This window comes from Frigidibacter sp. MR17.14 (genome assembly GCF_037095735.1).
In the GTDB taxonomy this organism is placed as follows: domain Bacteria; phylum Pseudomonadota; class Alphaproteobacteria; order Rhodobacterales; family Rhodobacteraceae; genus Frigidibacter.
Genome location: NZ_JBAWKD010000004.1, coordinates 335,373 through 358,673 on the forward strand (window position 1 = coordinate 335,373; position 23,301 = coordinate 358,673).

Annotated in this window: 23 protein-coding genes and 1 tRNA gene; 10 read left to right on the plus strand and 14 right to left on the minus strand. The window is 69.1% G+C overall.

Features of this window, described 5'->3' with window-relative positions:
• Positions 1-8: 8 nt before the first annotated feature.
• The 4 genes from V8J36_RS13785 to pedF form a co-directional block, all read right to left on the minus strand.
• Positions 9-509, minus strand: a complete 501-nt coding sequence (locus tag V8J36_RS13785) for a (2Fe-2S)-binding protein (RefSeq protein WP_336467868.1) — start codon at positions 507-509, stop codon at positions 9-11.
• Positions 510-579: 70 nt separating this feature from the next.
• Positions 580-1,119, minus strand: a complete 540-nt coding sequence (locus V8J36_RS13790; RefSeq protein WP_336467869.1) for a CoxG family protein — start codon at positions 1,117-1,119, stop codon at positions 580-582.
• Positions 1,120-1,154: 35 nt separating this feature from the next.
• Positions 1,155-2,069, minus strand: coding sequence for a substrate-binding periplasmic protein (locus tag V8J36_RS13795; protein WP_336467870.1), 915 nt, complete (start codon positions 2,067-2,069; stop codon positions 1,155-1,157).
• A gap of 14 nt (positions 2,070-2,083) precedes the next feature.
• Positions 2,084-2,764, minus strand: coding sequence for a cytochrome c-550 PedF (pedF, locus tag V8J36_RS13800; RefSeq protein ID WP_336467871.1), 681 nt, complete (start codon positions 2,762-2,764; stop codon positions 2,084-2,086).
• A 158-nt stretch (positions 2,765-2,922) separates the two neighbouring features.
• Here pedF and V8J36_RS13805 point away from each other — a divergent pair, with 158 nt between their 5' ends.
• From V8J36_RS13805 to V8J36_RS13820, 4 genes are all read left to right on the plus strand, one after another.
• Positions 2,923-4,092: an ABC transporter substrate-binding protein gene (locus V8J36_RS13805; protein WP_336467872.1), complete on the plus strand. Its 1,170-nt coding sequence runs from the start codon at positions 2,923-2,925 to the stop codon at positions 4,090-4,092.
• 2 nt (positions 4,093-4,094) lie between these two features.
• On the plus strand, positions 4,095-5,051 hold the full coding sequence (locus V8J36_RS13810; RefSeq protein ID WP_336467873.1) for a YVTN family beta-propeller repeat protein: 957 nt from the start codon (positions 4,095-4,097) through the stop codon (positions 5,049-5,051).
• A gap of 65 nt (positions 5,052-5,116) precedes the next feature.
• The gene (locus V8J36_RS13815; RefSeq protein ID WP_336467952.1) at positions 5,117-5,833 is read left to right on the plus strand and encodes an ABC transporter ATP-binding protein; all 717 of its coding nucleotides are present in this window, start codon (positions 5,117-5,119) and stop codon (positions 5,831-5,833) included.
• Positions 5,834-5,962: 129 nt separating this feature from the next.
• Positions 5,963-6,754 carry an ABC transporter permease gene (locus tag V8J36_RS13820; protein WP_336467874.1) on the plus strand — a complete coding sequence of 264 codons (792 nt, stop codon included), beginning with the start codon at positions 5,963-5,965 and terminating at the stop codon, positions 6,752-6,754.
• On the opposite strand, the gene V8J36_RS13825 is transcribed toward V8J36_RS13820, so the two are convergent.
• The 5 genes from V8J36_RS13825 to V8J36_RS13845 form a co-directional block, all read right to left on the minus strand.
• Complete coding sequence (locus V8J36_RS13825) at positions 6,751-7,113, minus strand: antibiotic biosynthesis monooxygenase family protein (RefSeq protein WP_336467875.1); 363 nt, start codon at positions 7,111-7,113, stop codon at positions 6,751-6,753. The two genes, V8J36_RS13820 and V8J36_RS13825, sit on opposite strands and share 4 nt — an antisense overlap.
• Before the next feature lie 59 nt (positions 7,114-7,172).
• Positions 7,173-7,661 (minus strand): bactofilin family protein, encoded by a 489-nt coding sequence (locus tag V8J36_RS13830; protein ID WP_336467876.1) that lies wholly within the window; start codon positions 7,659-7,661, stop codon positions 7,173-7,175.
• Positions 7,651-8,979: a M23 family metallopeptidase gene (locus V8J36_RS13835; protein WP_336467877.1), complete on the minus strand. Its 1,329-nt coding sequence runs from the start codon at positions 8,977-8,979 to the stop codon at positions 7,651-7,653. The genes V8J36_RS13830 and V8J36_RS13835 overlap by 11 nt, the downstream gene beginning before the upstream one ends.
• 301 nt (positions 8,980-9,280) lie before the next feature.
• Positions 9,281-10,093 carry a ferritin-like domain-containing protein gene (locus tag V8J36_RS13840; protein ID WP_336467953.1) on the minus strand — a complete coding sequence of 271 codons (813 nt, stop codon included), beginning with the start codon at positions 10,091-10,093 and terminating at the stop codon, positions 9,281-9,283.
• Positions 10,094-10,110: 17 nt separating this feature from the next.
• Entirely contained in the window at positions 10,111-10,572 is a 462-nt protein-coding gene (locus V8J36_RS13845) for a peroxiredoxin (RefSeq protein WP_336467954.1), read from the minus strand.
• 121 nt (positions 10,573-10,693) lie between these two features.
• Here V8J36_RS13845 and V8J36_RS13850 point away from each other — a divergent pair, with 121 nt between their 5' ends.
• The 6 genes from V8J36_RS13850 (at position 10,694) to V8J36_RS13875 (ending at position 19,993) form a co-directional block, all read left to right on the plus strand.
• Complete coding sequence (locus tag V8J36_RS13850; protein WP_336467878.1) at positions 10,694-14,038, plus strand: YhdP family protein; 3,345 nt, start codon at positions 10,694-10,696, stop codon at positions 14,036-14,038.
• A gap of 13 nt (positions 14,039-14,051) precedes the next feature.
• Entirely contained in the window at positions 14,052-15,125 is a 1,074-nt protein-coding gene (gene queA / locus V8J36_RS13855) for a tRNA preQ1(34) S-adenosylmethionine ribosyltransferase-isomerase QueA (RefSeq protein ID WP_336467879.1), read from the plus strand.
• A gap of 341 nt (positions 15,126-15,466) precedes the next feature.
• Positions 15,467-16,759, plus strand: a complete 1,293-nt coding sequence (locus V8J36_RS13860; protein WP_336467880.1) for an MFS transporter — start codon at positions 15,467-15,469, stop codon at positions 16,757-16,759.
• Between the two features lie 20 nt (positions 16,760-16,779).
• Positions 16,780-17,352 carry a DUF924 family protein gene (locus tag V8J36_RS13865; RefSeq protein WP_336467881.1) on the plus strand — a complete coding sequence of 191 codons (573 nt, stop codon included), beginning with the start codon at positions 16,780-16,782 and terminating at the stop codon, positions 17,350-17,352.
• A gap of 78 nt (positions 17,353-17,430) precedes the next feature.
• Positions 17,431-18,825, plus strand: coding sequence for a dihydrolipoyl dehydrogenase (gene lpdA, locus V8J36_RS13870; protein WP_336467882.1), 1,395 nt, complete (start codon positions 17,431-17,433; stop codon positions 18,823-18,825).
• 145 nt (positions 18,826-18,970) lie between these two features.
• Positions 18,971-19,993, plus strand: a complete 1,023-nt coding sequence (locus V8J36_RS13875) for an LLM class flavin-dependent oxidoreductase (RefSeq protein WP_336467883.1) — start codon at positions 18,971-18,973, stop codon at positions 19,991-19,993.
• A 37-nt stretch (positions 19,994-20,030) separates the two neighbouring features.
• On the opposite strand, the gene V8J36_RS13880 is transcribed toward V8J36_RS13875, so the two are convergent.
• The 5 genes from V8J36_RS13880 to ihfA all read right to left on the minus strand — a co-directional run bounded on the left by V8J36_RS13880 (position 20,031) and on the right by ihfA (position 23,290).
• Positions 20,031-20,720: a DUF599 domain-containing protein gene (locus V8J36_RS13880; protein WP_336467884.1), complete on the minus strand. Its 690-nt coding sequence runs from the start codon at positions 20,718-20,720 to the stop codon at positions 20,031-20,033.
• Between the two features lie 61 nt (positions 20,721-20,781).
• Positions 20,782-21,858, minus strand: a complete 1,077-nt coding sequence (locus V8J36_RS13885; protein ID WP_336467885.1) for a 2'-deoxycytidine 5'-triphosphate deaminase — start codon at positions 21,856-21,858, stop codon at positions 20,782-20,784.
• A gap of 70 nt (positions 21,859-21,928) precedes the next feature.
• Positions 21,929-22,006, minus strand: a tRNA-Pro gene (locus V8J36_RS13890).
• A gap of 96 nt (positions 22,007-22,102) precedes the next feature.
• The gene (locus tag V8J36_RS13895) at positions 22,103-22,945 is read right to left on the minus strand and encodes a MerR family transcriptional regulator (protein ID WP_336467886.1); all 843 of its coding nucleotides are present in this window, start codon (positions 22,943-22,945) and stop codon (positions 22,103-22,105) included.
• A 39-nt stretch (positions 22,946-22,984) separates the two neighbouring features.
• Positions 22,985-23,290, minus strand: coding sequence for an integration host factor subunit alpha (ihfA, locus tag V8J36_RS13900; protein WP_336467887.1), 306 nt, complete (start codon positions 23,288-23,290; stop codon positions 22,985-22,987).
• Positions 23,291-23,301: the final 11 nt, after the last annotated feature.

A 23,301-nucleotide genomic window follows, 5' to 3' on the forward strand; every position in this document is an offset into this window, starting at 1 on the left:
TCGCTAACTTACTCGGCAGCCAGCGCCGACACGTCCTGACCGGACGCGGCCAGCACCGCCTTGACGATGTTGTGGTAGCCCGTGCAGCGGCAGATGTTGCCTTCCAGATGGTGGCGGATCTCTGCCTCGGTCGGCGTCGGGTTGTCCTTCAACAGCGCCGCCGCCGACATCACCATGCCCGGCGTGCAGAAGCCGCACTGCAGCCCGTGGTGGTCCTGGAAGGCCTGCTGCAGCCGGTTCAGCGTGCCGTCGGGCGCCGCCATCCCCTCGATCGTGGTGACCGAGGCGCCGTCGGCCTCGAGCGCCAGCATCGTGCAGCTCTTCACCGCCTCGCCGTTCACATGCACGAGGCAGGCCCCGCATTGCGAGGTGTCGCAGCCGACATGGGTCCCGGTCAGGCCGAGCCCGCCGTTGACGGGGTCGTCGCGCAGCATCTGGACGAGAAGCGTGCGCCCCTCGACCTCGCGGGTGACGGATTTTCCGTTCACCGTGAGCGTCACCTTGGTCATTCTTTGCCTCCCTGCAAAACGTCCCTGGGCAATCGTCTACTGGTTTCGTGTCTGGTGCGGGCGGGGCCGTTCAGCCGCCGGTCAGGCGCTTCAGCCAGCCCTTCTTCGCTTCCGCGGGGGCCGTCTCGCCCTCGGCCACGGCGGCGGGTTCGGGAACCTCGTCCTCGGCGGGGCCTTCGACGGCGGTCTGGAAGCGGGTGAAGAAGTCGTCGGCCAGCTTCTTGGCGAAGCTGTCGATGATGCGGCTGCCGAGCTGGGCGATCTTGCCGCCGACATTCGCCTCGACCTCGTAGTCAAGGCGGGTGCCCTCGGGCACTTCGCTGAAGGCGACCTTGGCGCCGCCCTTGGCGAAGCCTGCCGGGCCACCCTTGCCTTCGCCGCTGATCGTCAGCGACTGGCCGGGCACGATGTCGGACATGGTGACGGCGCCGGTGAACTTGGCCTTCACGGGGCCGACCTTCTGCACGACGGTCGCCTCGTAGCCCTCGTCGACCGATCCGGTCAGCGCCTCGCAGCCGGGCACGCAGGCCTTCAGCACTTCGGGGTCAAGGATCGCGGCCCAGACCGTCGCGGGGTCGGCCTTGATGATCCGGTGGTCGGTGAGCTGCATCTGGCGTCTCCTCCCTTGTCCCCGGTCACGCGACCTTAGCGCTCCGGGGCCCTGAATGTGAGTCCATGTGACTGGAATATCTTGGCAATCCGCCCGTCGTCCAGTCCTTGCGCGATCGCATCGTCGACCGCGTAGCCCAGATCCCGGTGCTGGGCGCTGACAGCGACCCCGATCGTCCACCTCCCACGGGTGAACCCTATGAGCGGAGGCTCATGCACTGCAAGCCCCGCTTCGGCATGACCCGCGATCGCACCCTCGATCTGCGCGCGCGGGCCCATCACCGCCATCACCTCGCCCTGCGCCATCGCGTCGACGGCCGCCGCGGTCGAGCGGTAGCGGTGGATCGACTGCTCGACCGAGCCGTTGCCGATCGAGGTCAGGTAGAAATCGGCGATCGAGTCGTTCTCGACGCCGACGGTGTCATAGCGGAAGTAGTTGGGCGAGGGGCCCTTTTCGGGGTAATCCTTCAGCCGGTAGCCGATGGCGACGCTTTCGCCGCCATACTGACCGGTGAAGACCACCTGATCGAAGCGGCAGGCATAGTCGCTGTCATAGGGAACGTGCAGCATCACGTCCGAGACATGGCCATCGACGGCCGCGCCTTTCCAGACGTAGTTCAGCAGATCGGCATCGAGGTTCTCGCTGGCCGGCACCAGCCGGAACCGCGCCTCGACCCCCAGCGCCTTGGCGATCAGCCGCCCGATCTCGACATCGACGCCCACCGGCTTGCCGTCGACCAAATCGCTCCAGGGCGCGAAATCCTCGTAGAGCGCGAATTCGATCCAGCCCTCGTCGATGATCCGGTCGTAGCTGCGCCCGACATCCTCGAGCGGCGTGTTCTGCGGCCGGGGCTGGGCGACATAGCCCTCGCAGCGCGCGAAGGCGGGGCCGGAGCCCAGAAGCAGGGCTCCGGCCAGCAGGGCAAGGGCGGGGCGACGGGAAATCCGCATCCGCGCCCCCTGTCTCACTTGGCGTCCGACAGGCCGAGCGTCAGCGTCTCGGCCGCGTGCTTGAAGGTCGCCGGATCGTCGGTCAGCCGCCGCGCGGCCTCGAAGGCCACGCTGTCGGCGACCGGCGCACCAGAGGCGGTCTTGGCCTCGGCCGCGATGTTCTGAAGCTCGGTCTTCACCGCCGCCAGATCGGCCACCTTGCCCGAGGCCAGCTCGTCGCGGATCTCGCGCAGCCGGTCGGCATGGGCGTCGAGCGCGCCATCCTCGGGCCGGGTCTCGATATAGGTGCGGATCGCCCAGCCCGCCTTCTGGCCCAGAACCTCGCCGAAGGCCGGCATCTTGGTGGTGCCGTCCTGAGTGTAGCCGTGCTGGAACCGCTCCATGAACCACTCGTCGCCATATTCCTCGGCCTCGAGGAAGCGCAGGTCCGGCGCCAGCCCGCCCGAGACCGCGCCAAGCCCGTGGCAGCGCGCGCAGTTCTGGGTGAAGGCCGAAGCGCCGATGTCCACCGCCTTCTGCCAGACGTCATGCCCGGCCTTCTCTTCGCGATAGGGGTTCTCGGTCAGCCACTCCTCGCCCACCTCGGGCAGGGCATCGGTGTTGACCGGCTGCGGGGCGACATCGCCATGCGCGAAGGCCATGGTCGCACAGGCGACAAGCAGCGCCGGGGACAGCGCGCGAATGCGGAACGTCATGGTAGTCCTCCCTCATGTCCGTCTCTGGCCGATCTAACGGTGCAGGGATGAACGGACCTATTCGACCTTGGTGCGAAAAACCCCGAAATTGGACCTTGGTCGTAGATGCCTCTTGAGCCCCGCCTGCCTAGGGTCGGCAGCCAGGGGAGGAGGGCCCTATGTCGTTGAAAATCGCCATGGTCACGGCCATGCTCTGCCTTGTGCCGGCCGCGCTGCCTGCCCTGGCCGACCTGCCCGTGCCGATGATCTACCTCCGGCAAGAGGTCACGCCGCCCAGCACCCTGTCAGAGCTCGACCCCGTGCCCGAGGATCAGGGCGTTCAGGGCGCGATGCTGGCGCTGAAGGACAGCCGGACCACCGGGGCGTTCCTCGGGCAGGACTACAGCCTCGATCTGGTCTCGGTCCCCGAGGGCGGCGATTTCGCCTCGGCCGCGCGCGAGGCGCTGTCGCGCAGCAGGCTGATCGTCGCCGACATGCCGGCCGAAACCCTGCTGCAGCTGGCCGACATGGCGCCCGACGCGCTGATCCTCGACGTGGCGACGGGCGATCCGCGCCTGCGCTCGGCCGATTGCCGGGCGAACGTGCTGCACACCGCGCTGGAAGACGGCGCGCGGGCCGATGCGCTGATGCAGGTGCTGCAGCGCAAGCGCTGGACCAAGGCCGCGATGATCGTCGGGCCCCGCATCGCCGACCGCGCCTTCGCGGGCGAGTTGGCCCGCGCCGCGCGCAAGTTCGGGGTCAGGATCGTGGACGAGAAGGACTGGACCTTCGACACCGACCTGCGCCGCTCGACCGCGACCGAGATCCCGCTGTTCACGCAAGGCTTCCCCGAACACGACGTGGTGCTGGTCGCCGACGAGGCCGCGGACTTCGCCCGCTACATCCCCGACAACACCTGGGCGCCGCGCCCGGTCGCCGGCGCCGCGGGCATGGTCCCCGCCGCCTGGTCGCCGGTGCTGGAGCAATGGGGCGCCTCGCAGCTGCAACAGCGCTTCGCGGCGCAGGCCGGGCGCCCGATGCGGCCGCGCGACTACGCGGGCTGGCTCGCGGTCCGCGCCATCGCGGAAAGCGTCACCCGCAGCGGCAGCGCCGACCCGGCCACCTTGCGCGCCTACATGCTGTCGGACGCCTTTGCGCTCGACGGCTTCCAGGGCCGCTCGCTCAGCTTCCGGCCCTGGAACGGCCAGCTGCGCCAGCCTGTGCCGGTCGCCAATGACCGCGCGCTGATCGACCTCGCCCCGGTCGAGGGGTTTCTTCATCAGGTCAACGAGATGGACACCCTCGGCCTCGACAGACCCGAAAGCGCCTGCACGGCGTTCGGAGGATGACCATGCGCCTTCTACCCCTGCTTCTGTGCTCTGCCCTCGTCACGCCCGCTACCGCGGCCGAGATCTGGGTGACCAATGAAAAGGACGACACGATCAGCGTGATCGACATCGCGACGCTCGAGGTCACCCGCACCATCCCCACGGGCGAGCGTCCGCGCGGCATCACCTTCAGCCACGATTTCTCGCGGGTCTACATCTGCGCCTCAGATTCGAACGCGGTGCAGGTGATGGACCCGGCCACCGGGCAGATCCTGAACGACCTGCCCTCGGGCGAGGACCCGGAGCAGTTCGTGCCGCATCCCGACGACCGCCACCTGTGGATCGCGAACGAGAACGACGCGGTGACGACGGTGGTCGATACCGAAAGCCGCAGCGTCGTGGCGCAGATCAACGTCGGCATCGAGCCCGAGGGGATGGCCGTCTCGCCCGATGGCAAGACCGTCATCACCACCTCCGAAACCACCTCGATGGCGCATTGGATCGACACCGCGACCCATCAGATCTACGCGAATTCGCTGGTCGACGCGCGCCCGCGCCACGCCGAGTTCACCGCCGACGGGGCCGAGCTCTGGGTCTCGTCCGAGATCGGCGGCACCGTTTCGGTGTTCAAGGCGGCGGATCAGAGCCCGCTCGCGAAGATCAAGTTCGAGATCCCGGGGGTGCATCCCGACCTGATCCAGCCGGTGGGCTTCGAATTCACGCCCGATGGCACGACCGCCTTCGTGGCGCTGGGGCCTGCGAACCATGTCGCGGTGGTCGACATGCAAAGCTTCAAGGTCCGCGACTACATCCTGACCGGCCGGCGGGTCTGGCATCTGGCCTTCTCGCCCGACCATTCGCAGCTTTTCACCACCAACGGCGTCTCGGGCGACGTGACGGTGATCGACGTGGCCTCGGAAAAGCCGGTGAAGACGATCAAGGTCGGCCGCTTCCCCTGGGGCGCGGCGATGCGGCCCTGATCCTTCCGTCCGGGTTGCGCCGCGCGCGCGGCCCCTTAGGCTGACCCCCGGGAGGCGCCATGGACATTCACGGACTTTCGGTCGAGCGCATCGGCCATCGCTGGGGCGCGAAACAGGCGCTGGACGAGGTCAGCTTCACGCTGACCCCCGGCGCCTTCTGCGCGCTGCTGGGCCCGAACGGCGCCGGCAAGTCGACGCTGTTCGGAATCCTGACGCGGCTCTTCACGCCGCAGACGGGCCGGGTGGTGGTGGCGGGCCACGACCTTGCGCGCGCGCCGCGCGCGGCGCTGGCGGCGATCGGGGTGGTGTTCCAGCAATCGACGCTGGACCTTGACCAGACCGTCCGGCGCAACCTGCTGTATTTCGCGGCCCTGCACGGCATCGCGGGCCGCGAGGCGGAAACGCGGGCGATGGCCGCGCTCGACCGGCTCGGCATGGCCGAGCGCGCGGGCGAGAAGGTGGCGGCGCTGAACGGCGGCCACCGGCGGCGGATGGAGATCGCGCGCGCCCTGATCCACCGCCCGCGGGTGCTGCTTCTGGACGAGCCGACCGTCGGCCTCGATGCCGCCGCCCGCGCCGCGATCACCGACCATGTCCATGCCCTGGCCGCGGACGAGGGCCTCTGCGTGCTCTGGGCCACGCATCTCACCGACGAGGTGCGCCCCGCCGACCGGCTGGTGATCCTGCACCGCGGCAAGGTGCTGGCCGACGGCACCGCCGGCGAGATCGGGGGGGCGGATCTGACCGGAACCTTCCTTGAGCTGACCGGCGAGCAGGCGTGATAAATCAGATGAGGATCGGCGCGTATCACTCTGAAGAAAAGACAATGTCACGCCCGTGGCGATTGTTGATGTGCAATGTAAGCTTCGCTTCTCATAATGATGAAATAATTCATAAAAGGTCGATCTGACATGTTGCACTGGCTGATCGCCCTCCGCGCCATCGTCCTGCGCGAATTCCTGCGGTTCCTGGGTCAGCGGGGCCGGTTCATCTCGGCGCTGGTGCGTCCGCTGGTCTGGCTGCTGGTCTTCGCCGCCGGATTCCGCGCGGCGCTTGGCCTGTCGATCATTCCGCCCTACCAGACCTACATCACCTACGAGACATACATCGTTCCCGGCCTTTGCGGGATGATCTGTCTTTTCAACGGGATGCAAAGCTCTCTTTCACTGGTTTATGATCGCGAGATGGGCTCGATGCGGCTGCTTTTGACCGCGCCCCTGCCGCGCTGGTGGCTGCTGAGCGCCAAGCTGATCGCCGGCAGCCTGATCTCGGTGCTGCAATGCCTGGCCTTCCTGGCCATCGCCGCCGCCTTCGACATCACCGTGGAGCCGCTGGGCTATCTCTACGCACTGCCCGCGTTCTTCGCGGCGGCGCTGATGCTGGGGGCGCTGGGGCTGCTGCTGTCGTCGCAGATCCGCCAGCTCGAGAACTTCGCGGGGGTGATGAACTTCGTCATCTTCCCGATGTTCTTCCTGTCCTCGGCGCTCTATCCGCTGTGGAAGATGCAAGAGGCCTCGGTGCTGCTCTACCGGATCTGCGCGGCGAACCCGTTCAGCCACGCGGTCGAGCTGATCCGCTTCGCGCTCTACGGTCAGTTCAACGCGCTTGCGCTGGCGGTCACGCTGGGGGCGCTGGTGGTGTTCGGGGCGGGCGCGGTCTGGGGCTATGACCCCGGGCGCGGGCAGACCGCCCGGAAGGCCTAGATCAGCGGGCTTCGTGCGTCATGGGCGGCGAGGCTGTCCTGCGGCGCCTCGGCGCGCTCGGTCATGCCGTAGTCGCGGATCACGGCAGCCACCCGCAGCCGGTAATCGGCGAAGACCCCGGCGCGGCCCGCGGCCTGGGCGGCGCGATGCGCCTCGCGCCGGCGCCAGTCCTCGACCGCTGCCTCGTCGCGCCAGAAGCTGAGCGACAGCATCTTGTCGGGGTCGGTGAGGCTCTGGAACCGCTCGACCGACAAAAAGCCGTCGATCGTCACCAGCTCTTCGCGCAGGCGCGCGGCAAGGGCCAGATACTGGTCGCGGCGGCCCTCGGCGGGGCGGACCTCGAAGATGATGGCGATCATGGCTCCCCCGAAATGAAAACGGCCCGCCGAGGCGGGCCGGTCCTGATCTGTCCGTCGGCTCAGTCGGCCGAGGGCGGCGCCAGCTTCGGGGTCGAGCCCTGCGAGAGCGGGTCTTCCTGACGCTGGACCGAGCCTTCGAAATGGGCGCCCGATTCGATGGCGATGGTCTTGTGGATGATGTCGCCTTCCACGCGGGCGGTGGAGGTCAGGCGCACCTTCAGGCCGCGCACGCGGCCCACGACGCGGCCGTTCACCACGATGTCGTCGGCAACGATCTCGCCGCGGATCGTGGCGCTTTCGCCCACGGTCAGCAGGTGGGCGCGGATGTCGCCCTCGACGGTGCCCTCGATCTGGATGTCGCCAGAGGTCTTGATGTTGCCCGAGATCGTCAGATCCGAGGACAGCAGCGAGGCGGCCGGCTTGGCCTTCGGGGTCGTCGGTGCGGGTGCGTAATCCATCGGCTTCGTCAGGGTCGTTTCGGGGGTTTTCGGTTTGTCGGCCTCGGGGGTCTTGGGCCCGGGCTCATTGATTCTGCTTTTAGAAAACATCTTTTCCCGCCTTGATATAGGTCATCGGATCGACCGCATTCCCGCCCGGACGCACCTCGTAGTGCAGGTGCGTGCCCGTGGAGCGTCCAGTACTTCCCATATCACCGACCTGTTCCCCGCGCGAGACGCGATCGCCCACGCTCACGCGGATTTTCGACATGTGGCCGTAGACGGTCTCGAATCCGAAGTCGTGCTTGATCTCGACCATGTTGCCATAGCCGTTCATCCAGCCGGCGCGGGTGACGGTGCCGTCGGCGGTCGCATAGATCGGCGAGCCATAGGCCCCGGCCAGATCGACGCCCGCGTGCAGGCGGCCCCAGCGGCGCCCGAAGGGCGAGGAGTAGCGGAACGAGGTCTTCAGCGGGAAGGCCAGCGGCACCGATTCCGCGGCGACGCGATAGGCGTTCAGCCGGGCGAAGCCGTCCAGAAGCTCGGTCGCGCGATCCTCGCCGATGCCCAGATCCTCGTTGCCCTTGCTCGAGGCCGAGAGCGGGGTCAGCACCGGCAGGTTGTCGCGGCCGCGGCGCACCTTCTTCAAGAGGTCGTCGGGGTTCAGCCCGGCCGAGCGGAAGACCTTGTCCAGCGGCTCCATCGAGACGGTGATCGCCTCTTCGAGCGTGTCGAAGATCTGGGTGTTGCGTTCCTCGATCAGCCGACGCTCGTAGGCGAGGCGGTCGATCTGGGCGTGGGCGTCCTGCGCGGCCGCGATTTCGCCGTCGCGCTCGTCCGAGGTGCTTTCCAGCGCCGAGGTCATCGCGACCAGCGTGGCTTCCAGGTCGTTGGCGCGGGCGGCGGCGCGGGCCTCGGCATTGCCGGACAGCGCGGCCTGGGCCAGCTGCGCCTCGCCGCGGGCGCTGTCACGCTCGGCCATGGTGCGTTTCAGGGTGGCCTGGATCACGTCGATGCCGGTTTCCAGCTCGCGCCGGCGTTCCTCGCTGTCGAGAAGCGCGGTCTGCATGGCCGAGACCTGGTCGAGCGCCACGCCGAAGCGGGCCTGGGCCGCGACAAGTTCGGCCGCGCGGGCGTCGCGCTCCTTGCCGATGGTGTCGAGGCGCTGTTCGTAGACGGCCTGCTTGCGCAGCGCCTGATCGCGCGCGGTGCCCGAGCCGATCGAATCCATCAGCAGGATGGCAGAGGCGACGATGGTCCAGGCGATGACGGCGCCGCCGCCGGCGAGGCCGAGAAGCTGGGTGACGGGCGAGATCCGGACGAAGCGGGTTTCGGTGCCCTTGTCGGTATCGGTGCGCAGGAACAGGCGTTGTTCCGGCAGATGCCGTTCGAGGGCATGGTTGGCCCGATTGAGTATCCGTTTCGGCACCAGTCCGTCCCCAGATTGCCCCTGTCCCGGATGCGGGATAGCAACGCCGACCGCCTCGCGGCAACGCTGAACGCCGGGCAGGTTCCCCGGATCGGCGCGAAGGGGCCGATATCGGCGATATTTCGCCGATCTTTCGACGGGATTCGCGGCCCGCGCCCCAATATCCAGCGGAATCCGCCAGAGCCGGCCCACATCCAGTTGAGGCGAGGCCCGGGCAGCCTCGCATCCGATGGTTGATAAATGGTGACTGATTCCACGGTAACGCAGCGCGGCGTGGACCGCCGCGCTAAGCGCGCCCGGGTCAGGCCTCGGCGTCCGCCAGCGGCCAGTAGAAGTCCGGGGGCAGACCGGCCTCGGCGCGCTTTTCCTCGTTGAAGGGCGGCTTCAGGGCGCCGTGGAAATAGCGCCGGACGAGGTCGTGGAAGCGGTCCTTGGGGTCGAGCCCGTCGCGCCCGCAAAGCCAGTTGAACCATTTCGATCCATAGGCGACGTGGTGGACTTCCTCGGCATAGATCACCTTCAGCGCCGCGACCGCGGCCTCGGCGGCGGGATCGGTGGCGGCGGCCTTCTCGAAGGTGGCGATCAGCCCCGGCGTCACGTCGAGCCCGCGCGCTTCCAACACCATCGGCACCACGGCGAGGCGGCCGAACAGATCGTCCACCGTGTCCTCGGCCGCGCGCCACATGCCGGCATGGGCGGGCAGGGCGCCGTAATGGCTGCCCATCGCCTCGAGACAGTCGCAGAGCAGGTTGAAATGCTTCGATTCCTCGTCCGCCGATTTCACCCAGTCGTCGTAGAAGCCGGGCGGCATCGGCTGGTCGGTGAAGCGGGCGATGATGTCCCAGTGCAGGTCGACCGCGTTCAGCTCGATATGCGCGAGCGCGTGCAGGAGCGCGATCCGGCCCTGCGGCGAGCCGGGCCGGCGGCGCGGCACGTCGCGCGGATCGAGGAGGTCGGGCTTTTCGGGCCGCGCCGGGCGCAGTGGCGGCGCGGCCTGGCCCACGGCGATCGGCGCGGCGCCCGCCGCGCGCGAGGCGCGCCAGACCGCGGCATGGGCGTGGCTCAGCGCGGTCTTGGCGCGGCCGTCGGCGGTGATCAGCACCTCGACGGCCATTTCGGCCAGCGTCAGGCTCACAGGGCGCGCACCGCGTCCAGCACCTCGGCCGCGTGGCCGTCGACCTTCACCTTCGGCCAGACGCGGGCGACGGTGCCGGCGCCGTCGATCAGCACGGTGGCGCGGGTGATGCCCATGTAGGTCTTGCCGTACATGTTCTTCTCGCCCCAGACGCCGTAGTCCTCGCAGGCGGTGCCGGTCTCGTCCGAGGCGAGGATCACGCTCAGCGAATGCTTGCGGCAGAACTTGTCATGCGAGGCGGCGCTGTCCTTCGAGATGCCGATGACGAGGGCGCCCGCGGCGGCGAATTCATCCGACAGGCGGGTGAAGTCCAGCGCCTCGGTCGTGCAGCCCGGGGTGTCGTCCTTCGGGTAGAAATACAGCACCACCTTCTTCGGCTGCTGGGCCGAAAGGGTGATCTCGCCGCCGCCGTCACGGGGCAGGGTGAAGTCGGGGGCTTTCGCTCCGGTCTCGATCATCATGGCGTGAACCCTTCTCTCGGTGGAACTCTTCGGGTTTTAATGCCTTGGACGGGAAGTTAAAGCCCGCGCCGCAGCATCTGGCGCGGATCGCCACCGGCACCGGGAAGGGCAGGACCGAATGATCAAGACCGACGCGGCCGCATCCGGCCCCGACGCGCCGCCGCCGAAGCGGCCGCGCCGGGGACGCAAGGTCGCGCTCGGGCTGGTGCTGGTGCTGGTGCTGGCGGTCTTCGGGGGCCTCGGTGTGCTGGTCGTCGGCGGCAAGGCGATCCCGCTGCCGGACTGGACGCTGGCGCAGGTGACGCAGCGGGTGAACGACCGGCTGGGCGGGGCCGCGCGCCTGTCGCTGCGGGCGGGCGAGATCGTCGTCGACCGCGACTGGCATCCCCGCATCCGGCTGGACGACGTGGTGCTGAGCACGGCTCAGGGCCGCCGCATCGCCGAGTTGCCGGACGTGCGCGCGAGCTTCGCCAGCAGCGCGCTGCTGGCCGGGCGGCTGGAGCCGGTGAGCCTGCGCCTGCCCGATGCGAAGCTCGACATCCGCCGGCTGCCCGACGGTTCGCTGGAGCTGGGCTTCCTCGCCTCGGGCTTCGAGGGGGGCGGGCCGCCGATCACCTCGCCGCAGGATGCCGCGAAGGTGGTGCGCAACGCCCTGGCGAACCCGCTGCTGGCCGGGCTGCAGCGCGTCGATCTCGACGGGCTCGACATCCGCTATGACGACCGCCGCGCGGGGCAGGTCTGGACGGTGACCGACGGGCGGCTGGCGCTGGACCAGACCGGCGAGAAGATCGCCTTCGACATGTCCTTCGCCATCGACGACGGCTCGGGCAAGCCCAGCCCGGCCACCGCCGACCTCAGGCTGCGGATGGACCGCGAGGGGACGGCGGCCGCGGTCAGTGCCGAGGTGCGCAACGTGCCGTCCGACACGCTGGGCGCGCAGTCGCCGGCGCTGGCCTGGCTGCAGGTGCTGAAGGCGCCGATCTCGGGCGCGATCTCGACCGGGATCGACGCCCAGAACCGGGTGATGCCGGTCGAGGCCAGCCTCGAGATCGGGCCCGGCGCGCTGCGCCCGACGCCCGCCGCGAAGCCCGTCGAATTCACCCTGGCCCGCGTCGTCATCGGCTATGAGCCCGAAAGCCAGTTCCTGCAGTTCCGCGACATCACCGTCGACAGCCAGGCGCTGCGCGCCCATGGCTCGGCCCGCGCCTGGGCGAAGGGGATGAAGAACGGCCTGCCCACCGCGATCACCGGGCAGCTGTCGGTCTATGACCTCTGGGCCGATCCGCAGGGCGTCTTCAAGGAGCCGGTCAGCTTCCCGGGCGGGATGATGGACCTGAACCTGACGCTGGCGCCGTTCCGGCTGGAGGTCGGGCAGTTCGCGCTGTTCGACGGCAAGGGCGGCGCGATCTCGGCCAAGGGCATCGCCAGCGCCGACGACCGCGGCTGGCGGCTGAGTTCGGACATGGCGATCAACCGCATCGCCCATGACAGCCTGATCGCGCTCTGGCCGGTGGGCCTTGTGACCAAGACCCGGGACTGGCTGGCCGAGAACGTCACCACGGGCGAGCTGCACGACGTGAAGGCCGCGATCCGCATCGCGCCCGAGACCGAGGCTCGGGTGTCGCTGGCCTATGCGTTCCGCGGCGCCTCGGTCCGGGTGCTGGACACGCTGCCCCCGGTCGAGGACGGCGAGGGCTATGCCACGATCGAGGGGCGCACCCATACGCTGGTGATCGAGCGCGGCCATGTCACCGCCCCGAACGGCGGCGCGGTCGAGGCCGCGGGCTCGGTCGTCACGGTGCCCGACATCACCCAGCGGCCGACGCCGCTGGAGGTGAAGCTGCTGACCTCATCGACGATCCCCGATGCCCTGTCGCTGCTGGACCAGCCACCCTTGCAGCTGATGTCGAAGGCCGGGCGCGGCATCGATCTGGCACAGGGGCGGGCGAAGGCCGAGGTGAAGCTGTCCTTCGCCCTGACCCGGCCCTTGAACCCCGAGGATGTGCATTTCGACGTGAAGGCGCTGCTGTCGGACGTGAGCTCGACCACCATCGTTCCCAACCGCACCATCGCCGCCGACCGGCTGGCGCTGACCGCGAACAATGCCGCGCTGAGGATCTCGGGCGATGCCAGCATCGACGGGCTGCCGGTGCGCGGCGCCTGGGAGATGCCGCTGGAAGTGCCGGAGGCGGACAAGAAGGGTGGCTCGCGGCTGGACGGTTCAGTCGAGCTGAGCCCGCGCGCGCTTCAGACCTTTGCGATCCCGCTGCCCGAGGGCTCCGTCACCGGGCTGGGGACGGGGAAGATCGCGATCGACCTGCCGCCGGGCGGGGCGGCGCCGCGGTTCCGCCTGAGCTCGGATCTGGCGGGGATCGGGCTGTCGGTGCCCGAGATCGGCTGGTCGAAAAAGCCCGGCGCCGAGGGCGCGCTGGAGGTCGAGGGCACGCTGGGCACGCCCGTCGCGGTGACGCGGCTGGCGGTCAGCGGCCCGGGGCTGAGCGCGAAGGACGGCAGCGTGGCGATCAACGCGGATGGCACGCTCGACGTGGTGCGGCTGCCGAACGTCAGTGTCGGCGGCTGGTTCTCGGGCGGGGTCGAGCTGCGCGGACGGGGCGCGGCGCGCAGCCCGGGCGTGGTCGTGACCGGCGGGACGGCCGATCTGGCGAAGGCGACGGTGGGCGGCGGTTCCCGCAGCGGCGGATCGGGCGCGGACGCGGTGCCGATCACCGTGGCGCTGGACACGCTGAAGATCTCGGACAGCATCGCGATGACCGGGCTTACGGGCGATTTCACCACCGCGGGCGGCTTCAACGGCCGCTTCGCCGGCGGGGTGAACGGCAGCGGCAGGGTGACAGGCGAGGTCGCGCCGACGCGCGGCAATGCGCGGCCCTCGGTCCGGATGCGCTCGGACGACGGCGGGCGCGTGCTGAAGGCGGCCGGCATCTTCAGCATGGCGCGCGAGGGGCAGATGGAGATGCTGCTGACCCCGCGCGGCACCCAGTCGGGCGCCTATGACGGTCAGGTCGCGATCAAGAACCTGCGGATCAAGGACGCGCCGGTGATGGCCGACCTGCTGAGCGCGATCAGCGTCGTCGGGCTGGTCGAGCAGCTGTCGGGCGACGGGATCCTGTTCACGGATGTGGACTCGCGGTTCCGCATCGACCCGGACCGGGTGCAGATCCTGCAGGGTTCGGCGATGGGGGCCTCGCTCGGCGTGTCGATGGAGGGGGTGTTCGGGCTGGTCTCGAAACGGCTGGAGTTGCGCGGGGTGGTCTCGCCGGTCTATCTGGTCAACGCCGTGGGCCAGCTGGTCTCGCGGCGCGGCGAGGGGCTGTTCGGGTTCAACTACACGATCTCGGGCACGTCGGACGCGCCGAAGGTGGGGGTGAACCCGCTGTCGATCCTGACGCCGGGCAAGTTCCGCGACATCTTCCGCAGCCCGCCCCCCGAGGTGAAGAACTGACCGGAAGGCGCGCGTGAAGCTCTCTGATTTCGATTTCGACCTGCCCGAGGGGCTGATCGCCACCCGTCCCGCGAAGCCGCGGTCCTCGGCCCGGCTGCTGCTGGCCGAAGGCGACGCCATCGCCGATCGCACCGTCGCGGACCTGCCCTCGATCCTGCGGCCCGGCGACCGGCTGGTGATCAACAACACCAAGGTGATTCCGGCGCGGCTGTCGGGCACGCGCAGCCGCGAGACCGCCGATGGCGCGGGCGTGGCGAAGATCGAGGTGACGCTCATCGACCCGCGGCCCGAGGGCGGCTGGTGGGCGCTGGCCAAGCCCCTGCGGCGGCTGAAGGCGGGCGACGTGATCCGGTTCGGGGCCGGCCTGTCGGCCGCGGTCGAGCGGATCGAGGACGGCCGCGTGGCGCTGGCGCTGGCGGCCGAGGGCGGCGACGTGGATGCCGCGCTGGACGCCGCGGGCGACATGCCGCTGCCGCCCTATATCGCAAGCCTGCGGGCGCCCGATGCGCAGGACCGCACCGATTACCAGCCGGTCTTCGCGCGCCATTCAGGGGCGGTGGCGGCGCCGACGGCCAGCCTGCATTTCGACGCCGAGCTGCTGGCGGCGCTGGCCGCGCGCGGGGTCGAGACGACCGAGGTGACGCTGCATGTCGGCGCGGGCACCTTCCTGCCGGTCAAGGTCGAGGACGTGACCACCCACCGGATGCACGCCGAATGGGGCGAGGTGACCGAGGCTGCCGCGGCCGAGATCGCGGCGACCCGTGCCGCGGGCGGCCGGGTGATCGCGGTGGGCACCACCGCGCTGAGGCTGATCGAAAGCGCCGCGCGGCCAAGCGGGTCCATCGCGCCCTGGCGTGGCGAGACCGACATCTTCATCTACCCGGGCTTCGACTTCCGGGTGGCCGACGGGCTGATGACGAACTTCCACCTGCCGAAGTCGACGCTTCTGATGCTGGTCTCGGCGCTGATGGGCGCGGACCGCATCCGGGCGATCTACGCCCATGCGGTGGCCGAGCGCTATCGCTTCTTCAGCTACGGAGATGCTTCATTGCTGATGCCCGGCGCGACCGCGGCGCCGCGCGGGTGAGCATCAGGCACAGCGACGGGCCGGACAGGGCCATGATCAGCAGCGCGGGAAACAGCAGGGCCGGATCGACCCAGAGGGGAAGGGCGTAAAGCACCGGGGAGGGTCCTTCATTATGTGTGCCAACGATATCGCCGCCGATCGTGGCGCGATTGTGGCGCACCTGCGCCCGCGATGGTGATTTACGGCGGCTTTTCATAGGGATGGCCCGCCTTGTTCGCGGCAGGGTTGAGAAGTTCCCGCGTCGCGTGCGGTGCGCGCCGGGTCGGTGAAGCGTTTGCACCGGCGCGCGGTCTGGCGTAGCTGTTCTGGGCGAGGAACAGGCTGCGTGGCAGGAGTGCCGGATGATCGAAGTGCTGCGTGGCTCATGGGCGCTGTTGCTCGGTCTGACGCTGATCATGCTGGGCAACGGCATGCAGGGCACGCTGCTGGGGATCCGCGGCGGGATCGAGGGCTTTTCGCCCTTCGAGATGTCGATCGTGATGTCGTCCTATTTCGTGGGCTTCCTGCTGGGCTCGACCTTCACCCCAGACCTCTTGCGCAACGTGGGCCATGTCCGGGTCTTTGCCGCGCTGGGCTCGATGATCTCGGCGGTGCTGGTGCTTTATGCGGTGGCCCCGCACTGGGCGGCCTGGGCGGTGATGCGGGTGGTGATCGGCTTCTGCTTCTCGGGCGTCTACATCACCTCGGAAAGCTGGCTGAACGCCTCGTCCACCAACGAGACGCGGGGGCAGGCGCTGTCGGCCTACATGATGGTGCAGATGATCGGCATCATCGCCGCGCAGGCGCTGATGAACGTCGCCGATCCGGCGGGCTTCGTGCTGTTCATCATCCCCTCGATCCTCGTCTCGGTCGCCTTCACGCCGATCCTGCTGACCGCCGGCCAGCCGCCCGCCTTCGACAAGACCAAGGCGCTGAGCTTCGTGCGGCTCTACCGCGCCTCGCCGCTGGGCTGCGTGGGCATGTTCCTGGTGGGCGGCATCTTCGCCGCGCTCTGGGGCATGGCCTCGGTCTTCGGGACCACGGCGGGGCTGAGCGTCGGGCAGATCTCGATCTTCGTCGGCTGCATCTATGCCGGAGGGCTGGTGTTCCAGTTCCCGATCGGCTGGGCCTCGGACCGGATGGACCGGCGGGTGCTGATCATGGCGCTGTCGGTGATCGCCGCCGTGGCGATGCTGCCGGCGGTGTTCCTGGAGCTGCCGTTCTGGGCGCTGCTGCCGATCGCGGTGATCTCGGGCGGGATCGCCAACCCGCTTTATTCGCTGCTGGTGGCCTATACCAACGACTTCCTCGACAATTCCGACATGGCCGCGGCCTCGGCGGGCCTGCTGTTCATCAACGGGCTGGGCGCGATCGGGGGCCCGCTGATCACCGGCTGGATGATGCAGGCGATGGGGCCGGGCGGCTTCTTCCTTTACATCGCGGTGCTGATGGCGATGCTGGCGGCCTATGCCGGCTGGCGGATGACCCAGCGGCCCGCGCTGTCTTCGGACCAGACCGGGGCCTTCGCCCCGCTGTCGCCGACGGCTTCGGCACTGGCGGTCGAGGCGGCGCTTGGCGCCGCGCAGGAGGGCGGGCCGCAAGACACGCAGCACGGCACCAACACTGGGCCGGGGGGCGCGCCCTCCGCGCCCTGACACCGGCAGGGAGGGCGGCGATGGCCACCGCAGACGAGATCCTGGACTATTGGCAGGAGCTGGGCCCCGAGGGCTGGTACAAGGGTTCGGACGAGATCGACGCCGAAATCCGCGACCGTTTCACCGCCGACTGGGAGGCCGCGGCGCGCGGCGACCGCGAGGGCTGGCTGACGGACGCGCGCGGCGCGCTGGCCTATCTGATCCTGACCGACCAGTTCCCGCGCAATATCTTCCGCGGCGAGGCGCGCGCCTATGCCACCGACGGCATGGCCCGCGCCGCCGCCGACCTTGCCTGCGCGCGCGGCTGGGACATGGACTGGCCCGAACCGATCCGCCAGTTCTTCTACCTGCCCTACATGCACGCCGAGGACCCGGACCTGCAGGCGCATTGCATCGCGCTTCTCTCCGAGAGGATGCCAGAAACCGGGGCCGGCAATGTCGACCATGCCCGCGCCCATGCCTGGGTGATCGAGCGTTTCGGCCGTTTCCCCTATCGCAACCCGCATCTGGGCCGCGACACGACCGAGGACGAGCAGACCTTTCTGGACGCCGGCGGCTACCGCGCCGCCATGGCGGCGGTGGGGGCGAATTGACGCCGGGGCGAAAGCCCTGCGTTGAAGGGCCGCGAAAAATAGTTTAAGGCCAAACTATCTGCTTTCAGGGAGGGTGCGATGGCGGCCCAGACTTTCGACATGATCGTGATCGGCGCCGGTCCCGGCGGCTATGTCGCGGCGATCCGCGGTGCGCAGCTGGGCCTCAAGGTGGCCATCGTCGAGCGCGAGAACCTCGGCGGCATCTGCCTGAACTGGGGCTGCATCCCGACCAAGGCGCTGCTGCGCTCGGCCGAGGTCTTCCACCTGATGGAGCGGGCCAAGGATTATGGCCTGACCGCCGACAAGATCGGCTTCGACCTTGCGGCGGTGGTGAAACGCTCGCGCGGGGTGGCCAAGCAGCTGTCGTCGGGCATCGCGCACCTGATGAAGAAGAACAAGATCACCGTCTTCATGGGCCATGCGACGCTTCCGGCGAAGGGCAAGGTCTCGGTCAAGACCGACAAGGGCGTCGAAGAGCTGGCGGCGAAGTCGATCGTGCTGGCGACCGGCGCGCGCGGCCGCAACCTGCCGGGGCTGGAGCCCGACGGGGATCTGGTCTGGGGCTACCGCGACGCGCTGGTGGCGAGCCGGATGCCGAAGAAGCTGCTGGTGATCGGCTCGGGCGCGATCGGCATCGAATTCGCGTCCTTCTTCAACACGCTGGGTGCGGATACAACGGTGGTCGAGGTCATGGACCGCGTGCTGCCGGTGGAAGATGCCGAGATCTCGACCTTCGCCAAGAAGCAGTTCGAGAAGCAGGGCATGAAGATCCGCGAGAAGACCAACGTCAAGAAGCTGGACCGCGGTCAGGGCAAGGTCGTGGCCCATCTCGAGAAGGACGGCAAGGTCGAGACCATGGAGTTCGACACCGTGATCTCGGCCGTGGGGATCGTGGGCAACTACGAGGACCTGGGGCTGGAAGCGCTGGGCGTGAAGATCGACCGCACCCATGTCGTGGTCGACGAATACTGCCGGACCGGGATCGACGGGCTCTATGCCATCGGCGACATCGCCGGCGCGCCCTGGCTGGCGCACAAGGCGTCGCACGAGGGCGTCATGGTGGCCGAGCTTGCCGCGGGCAAGAAGGGCCATCCGATCAAGCCGGGCACCATCGCCGGCTGCACCTACTGCCATCCGCAGGTCGCCTCTGTCGGCATGACCGAGGCGAAGGCGAAGGAGGCGGGCTATGACATCAAGGTCGGGCGCTTCCCCTTCATCGGCAACGGCAAGGCCATCGCGCTGGGCGAGCCCGAAGGGCTGGTGAAGACCGTCTTCGACGCGAAGACCGGCGAACTGCTGGGCGCCCACATGGTAGGCGCGGAAGTCACCGAACTGATCCAGGGCTATGTGATCGGCCGCACGCTCGAGACGACCGAGCAGGACCTGATGGAAACCGTCTTCCCGCATCCGACCCTGTCGGAGATGATGCACGAGGCGGTGCTGGACGCCTACGGACGCGCGATCCACTTCTGACGGCAAAACAGGGTCGGGGGGTATGCATACCCCCCGCGCCCCCCGCTGCGGGTGCCCCTGACGCACGGGGTCTGTGCGGGGCCTGGCGTTGCGGTTTTGCGCACCGATGCCTAGCTTCCGGGCAAGTTCCAAGGGAGCATCCCCAATGAAATCCATCGGTTTCCTGTCCTTCGGCCATTGGTCGCCGCAACCCGGCTCGCAGACGCGCTCGGCGGCGGACGTGCTGCTGCAGTCGATCGACCTTGCGCAGGCGGCAGAGGGCATCGGCCTCGACGGCGCCTATTTCCGCGTGCACCATTTCGCCCGCCAGCTCGCCTCGCCCTTCCCGCTGCTGGCCGCCGTCGGCGCAAAGACCTCGCGCATCGAGATCGGCACCGGCGTGATCGACATGCGCTACGAGAACCCGCTCTACATGATCGAGGATGCGGGCGCGGCTGACCTGATCTCGGGCGGGCGGCTGCAGCTTGGCATTTCGCGCGGCAGCCCCGAGCAGGTGATCGATGGCTGGCGCTATTTCGGCTATCACCCGGACGAGGGGGCAAGCGATGCCGACATGGGCCGCGCCCATGCCGAGGTGTTTCTCGACGCGCTCCGCGGCGAGGGTTTCGCGCAGCCGAACCCGCAGCCGATGTTCCCGAACCCGCCGGGCCTTCTGCGGCTCGAGCCGCATTCCGAGGGGCTGCGCGAGCGGATCTGGTGGGGGTCGGGGTCGAACGCCACCGCGGTCTGGGCGGCCGAGATGGGGATGAACCTGCAAAGCTCGACCCTGAAGGACGACGAGACCGGCGAGCCGTTCCACATTCAGCAGGCCAAGCAGATCCGGATCTATCGCGAGGCCTGGGAGAAGGCCGGGCACGCGCGCAAGCCGCGGGTTTCGGTCAGCCGGTCGATCTTCGCGATCACCAATGACCAGGACCGGATGTATTTCGGCCGCTCGGGTGAAAGCCGGGATTCGGTCGGCTACATCGATCCGCAGACCCGGGCGATCTTCGGGCGCAGCTACGCGGCCGAGCCCGAGCAGCTGGTCGCGCAGCTGCGTGCCGACGAGGCGATCGCCGAGGCCGACACGCTGCTGCTGACGATCCCGAACCAGCTGGGCGTCGCCTACAACGCCCATGTGCTCGAGGCGATCCTGACCGAGGTGGCCCCGGCGCTGGGGTGGAAGTGAGCGCCTCCGCCGGGGGGCTGCCCTCCGGCGGGGCCCCTCAGCGCGAAAGCATCGCCTTGCGCGAGCTCGAGGCGAATTCGCGCCGCCAGAGCACATAGATCGTAGCCAGCGTCGCCACCAGCAGCGGCACCGGTCCGATCAGCCAGGGCAGGCAGGCCAGCGCGAAATAGATCGACCGCAGAGCGGCGTTGAAGTTCTTCGCCGCCTGGATGTTCACCGTCGCCGCCTGATCGGCGCGGGGATAGGCCTCGGGGTGATCGACATCGTTCGGGACCGCGGCCATCAGGATCGCGCAATAGCCGAACAGCCGGTGCGCCCAGACGAAGCGCAGGAAGGCGTCGGTGACGAACAGCATCGCGACCACGACCTTCAGGTCCCAGACGATCTCCGGCGTCGGCTGGATGGTCAGGTCGCGCGCCACGCTCGAGATCTGGTCGCCCTTGCCGATCAGCGCGAGCCCGCCACCGATCGCAATCATCGTGCCCGAGACATAGAAGCTGGTCGCCTGCCGCAGGCTGTCGATGACATTGGCATCGAAGATCCGTGGGCTGCGCGTCACCATCTGCCGCATCCACTCGCGCCGGAAGCCGTGCATGATGCACGAGACCGAGGGCCGGCCCTTCGGCGGATGCTCGATGATCCGGCCGATGCCCAGCCATCCGGCCCAAAGGAGGACAAGGCCGACCGCGTCGAGAGGGGTGAAGTGCAGAAGGGCGAGCTGGATCATGACCTTCGTCTAGCGCAGCCAAGCCCCGCTTGCCAAACGCTTATCGGGGGCGGGTGCCGGCTCAGGTCCGGAAGTGCTTGGCGAGCTTCAGGCCCTGACCCTGGTAGTTCGACTTCATGTCCGCGCCGTAAAGCCGCTGCGGCACCGCGGTCATCCGCTCGTAGACCAGCCGGCCCACGACCTGCGCATGTTCCAGCACGAAGGGCGCCTCGTGGCAGCGCACTTCCAGCACCCCGCGAGAGCCCGCGCCGCCGGCCTCGGCATGGCCGAAGCCCGGGTCGAAGAAGCCCGCGTAATGCACCCGGAACTCGCCGACCATGGCGAGATAGGGTGCCATCTCGGCGGCGTGGTCGGGCGGGATCGTCACGGCCTCGCGGCTGACAAGGATGTAGAAGGCGCCGGGGTCGAGGATGATCCGGCCCTCGGTGGTGCGGATCTCTTCCCAGAACTCGCGGGCCGGATACTGGCCGATCCGGTCGAGATCGACGACCCCGGTATGCGGTTTTGCCCGGTAGCCCACCAGGTCGCCGGTTTCGGGCCGCAGGTCGACCGAGAAGCCGAGCCCGTTCGAGATCAGCGGCGTGCCGTCCACCAGTGGCACCGTGGCGTGCAGCGCGCGCAGGGCCGCGTCGTCCAGAACGGCATCGCCGCGGCGGAAGCGGATCTGGTTCAGCCGCATGCCGGGCCGCACGAGGACCGAGAACGAGCGCGGGCAGATCTCTGCCCAAAGCTCGCCATCGTAGCCCGCGGGGATGCGGTCGAATTCGACGCCGCCGTCGGTCACGACGCGGGTCAGCAGGTCCAGCCGGCCGGTCGAGCTTTTGGCGTTGCAGACGGCGGTGACGCCCGCAGGCAGGCGCAGGGCCTCGGCCAGCGGCACGAGGTAGACGCAGCCCTTTTCCAGCACCGCTCCCTCGGCCAGCGAGACGCGGTGCATCTCGAACTCGGCCAGGCGGTCGCTGACGCGGGCACCGTGACCGGCCAGGAACGAGGCGCGGACGCGGTAGGCGACGGTGCCAAGGCGCAGGTCGAGGCTGGCGGGCTGGATCTGGGCATCGGTGACGGGCAGGGCGGCCGCGATGGCGCCCGAGGCGATCATCTCGCGGATTTCGCTGTCGGGCAGAACGCCGTCGGTCATGGTCAGCCCCCGCGCTGCGGACAGTGGATAAGCGAACGCCCGCCTTCTTGCGAAGACGGGCGTTTCGTTTTGGTCGGGCCGGAGAGATTCGAACTCTCGACCTTCCGCCCCCCAGACGGACGCGCTAACCAGGCTGCGCCACGGCCCGACACCGTGGGGGGCTTCTAGACCGGATCGCGGGGCAGGCACAAGCGTCAAAACGCGCTGACGCAACGGGATCTTTCGCCGCCTGTAACGGGGCGGCTCAGCCCAGCCGCGCGCGCAGCGCCGCCAGCCGCGCGATCAGCGCGTCGAGGCCCCGGGGCGCCGCCTCGCAGGCGCGCGCAAGCGTCGAAACGGGCGGTTCGACTGCGGGATCCTCGTCGATCTCCGGCAGATCGGGCAGGGCCAGAACGGGCAGGATCGGGGAGGGCGCGGCGGGCTTTGCGGGTGCGAGGGCGGGCGGCGCAGGGTCCGGCGCGGCCGCGCGATTCGGCACGGACGCGGGTGCCTGCGGGGCGAGCATCAGCGACAGCAGATCGGGTTCGTCCGGGTCGGCCTCTGGCTGCGGCTCAGGCAGCGGTTCGGGAGAGGGGCCGGATCGGGGCGACGGCACGGCGGGCGCGTGCCTCGGCCTGCGCGGCGCAGGGGCGCCGGCGTCAGCAGCAGACACGTCGGATGCAGACACGTCGGATGCAGGCACGTCGGATGCGGGCAATTCGGTCCCGGCCGCCACGGCGGCGGCTTCGTGCGTGGCGGCGGCGGTGACCGAGCGGATGCCCTGTTCACGCAGCATCTTCTGCACGCCGCGGATCGCGAGACCGTCGTCATGCAGAAGCTTGCGGATGCCCGACAGCAGCGCCACGTCGGCTGGGCGGTAGTAGCGCCGCCCGCCCGCGCGCTTCAGCGGCTTCACCTGCGTGAAGCGCGTCTCCCAGAAGCGCAGGACATGGGCCGGCACGTCGAGCAGCGCCGCGACCTCGGAAATCGTGCGGAAGGCGTCGTCGGATTTCGGCGCCCCGGCGGCCGACGCGCCGCCAGACGAGCCCCGGCCGGCGCGCGCTTTGCGCGGCGCCCCGTCGCCCGTGGTCTCGGCTGTCGTGTCCATCGTCTCCCCCGTCCGGTCCGGACGCGTTCCTGTCGTGCGTTACTTGCTGCGGTTGCCCGCGGCCACGCGGTCTTTCATCAGATGCGACGGCCGGAAGGTCAGCACCCGGCGCGGCGAGATCGGAACCTCGTCGCCGGTCTTCGGATTGCGCCCGACCCGCGCCGCCTTGTCGCGCACCGAGAAGGTGCCGAAGGACGAGATCTTCACCTGTTCGCCGCGCACCAGCGCGTCGGACATGTGCTGCAGAACCGATTCAACCAGTTGCGCGGATTCGTTGCGGGACAGGCCGACTTCGCGGAAGACGGCTTCGCTCAGATCCATGCGGGTCAGTGTCTTGTCGCTCATGATGCTCCTCC

Coding starts and splice junctions, on each gene's coding strand:
- V8J36_RS13805 (WP_336467872.1), top strand. CDS start 2,923: ATGTCGTTGAAAATCGCCATGGTCACGGCCATGCTCTGCCTTGTGCCG.
- V8J36_RS13845 (WP_336467954.1), bottom strand. CDS start 10,572: ATGATCGAGACCGGAGCGAAAGCCCCCGACTTCACCCTGCCCCGTGAC.
- V8J36_RS13795 (WP_336467870.1), bottom strand. CDS start 2,069: ATGCGGATTTCCCGTCGCCCCGCCCTTGCCCTGCTGGCCGGAGCCCTG.
- V8J36_RS13840 (WP_336467953.1), bottom strand. CDS start 10,093: ATGGCCGTCGAGGTGCTGATCACCGCCGACGGCCGCGCCAAGACCGCG.
- lpdA (WP_336467882.1), top strand. CDS start 17,431: ATGGCGGCCCAGACTTTCGACATGATCGTGATCGGCGCCGGTCCCGGC.
- ihfA (WP_336467887.1), bottom strand. CDS start 23,290: ATGAGCGACAAGACACTGACCCGCATGGATCTGAGCGAAGCCGTCTTC.
- V8J36_RS13895 (WP_336467886.1), bottom strand. CDS start 22,945: ATGGACACGACAGCCGAGACCACGGGCGACGGGGCGCCGCGCAAAGCG.
- V8J36_RS13865 (WP_336467881.1), top strand. CDS start 16,780: ATGGCCACCGCAGACGAGATCCTGGACTATTGGCAGGAGCTGGGCCCC.
- V8J36_RS13860 (WP_336467880.1), top strand. CDS start 15,467: ATGATCGAAGTGCTGCGTGGCTCATGGGCGCTGTTGCTCGGTCTGACG.
- V8J36_RS13850 (WP_336467878.1), top strand. CDS start 10,694: ATGATCAAGACCGACGCGGCCGCATCCGGCCCCGACGCGCCGCCGCCG.
- V8J36_RS13785 (WP_336467868.1), bottom strand. CDS start 509: ATGACCAAGGTGACGCTCACGGTGAACGGAAAATCCGTCACCCGCGAG.
- V8J36_RS13810 (WP_336467873.1), top strand. CDS start 4,095: ATGCGCCTTCTACCCCTGCTTCTGTGCTCTGCCCTCGTCACGCCCGCT.
- V8J36_RS13885 (WP_336467885.1), bottom strand. CDS start 21,858: ATGACCGACGGCGTTCTGCCCGACAGCGAAATCCGCGAGATGATCGCC.
- V8J36_RS13880 (WP_336467884.1), bottom strand. CDS start 20,720: ATGATCCAGCTCGCCCTTCTGCACTTCACCCCTCTCGACGCGGTCGGC.
- V8J36_RS13830 (WP_336467876.1), bottom strand. CDS start 7,661: ATGTTTTCTAAAAGCAGAATCAATGAGCCCGGGCCCAAGACCCCCGAG.
- V8J36_RS13790 (WP_336467869.1), bottom strand. CDS start 1,119: ATGCAGCTCACCGACCACCGGATCATCAAGGCCGACCCCGCGACGGTC.
- V8J36_RS13820 (WP_336467874.1), top strand. CDS start 5,963: ATGTTGCACTGGCTGATCGCCCTCCGCGCCATCGTCCTGCGCGAATTC.
- pedF (WP_336467871.1), bottom strand. CDS start 2,764: ATGACGTTCCGCATTCGCGCGCTGTCCCCGGCGCTGCTTGTCGCCTGT.
- V8J36_RS13825 (WP_336467875.1), bottom strand. CDS start 7,113: ATGATCGCCATCATCTTCGAGGTCCGCCCCGCCGAGGGCCGCCGCGAC.
- V8J36_RS13875 (WP_336467883.1), top strand. CDS start 18,971: ATGAAATCCATCGGTTTCCTGTCCTTCGGCCATTGGTCGCCGCAACCC.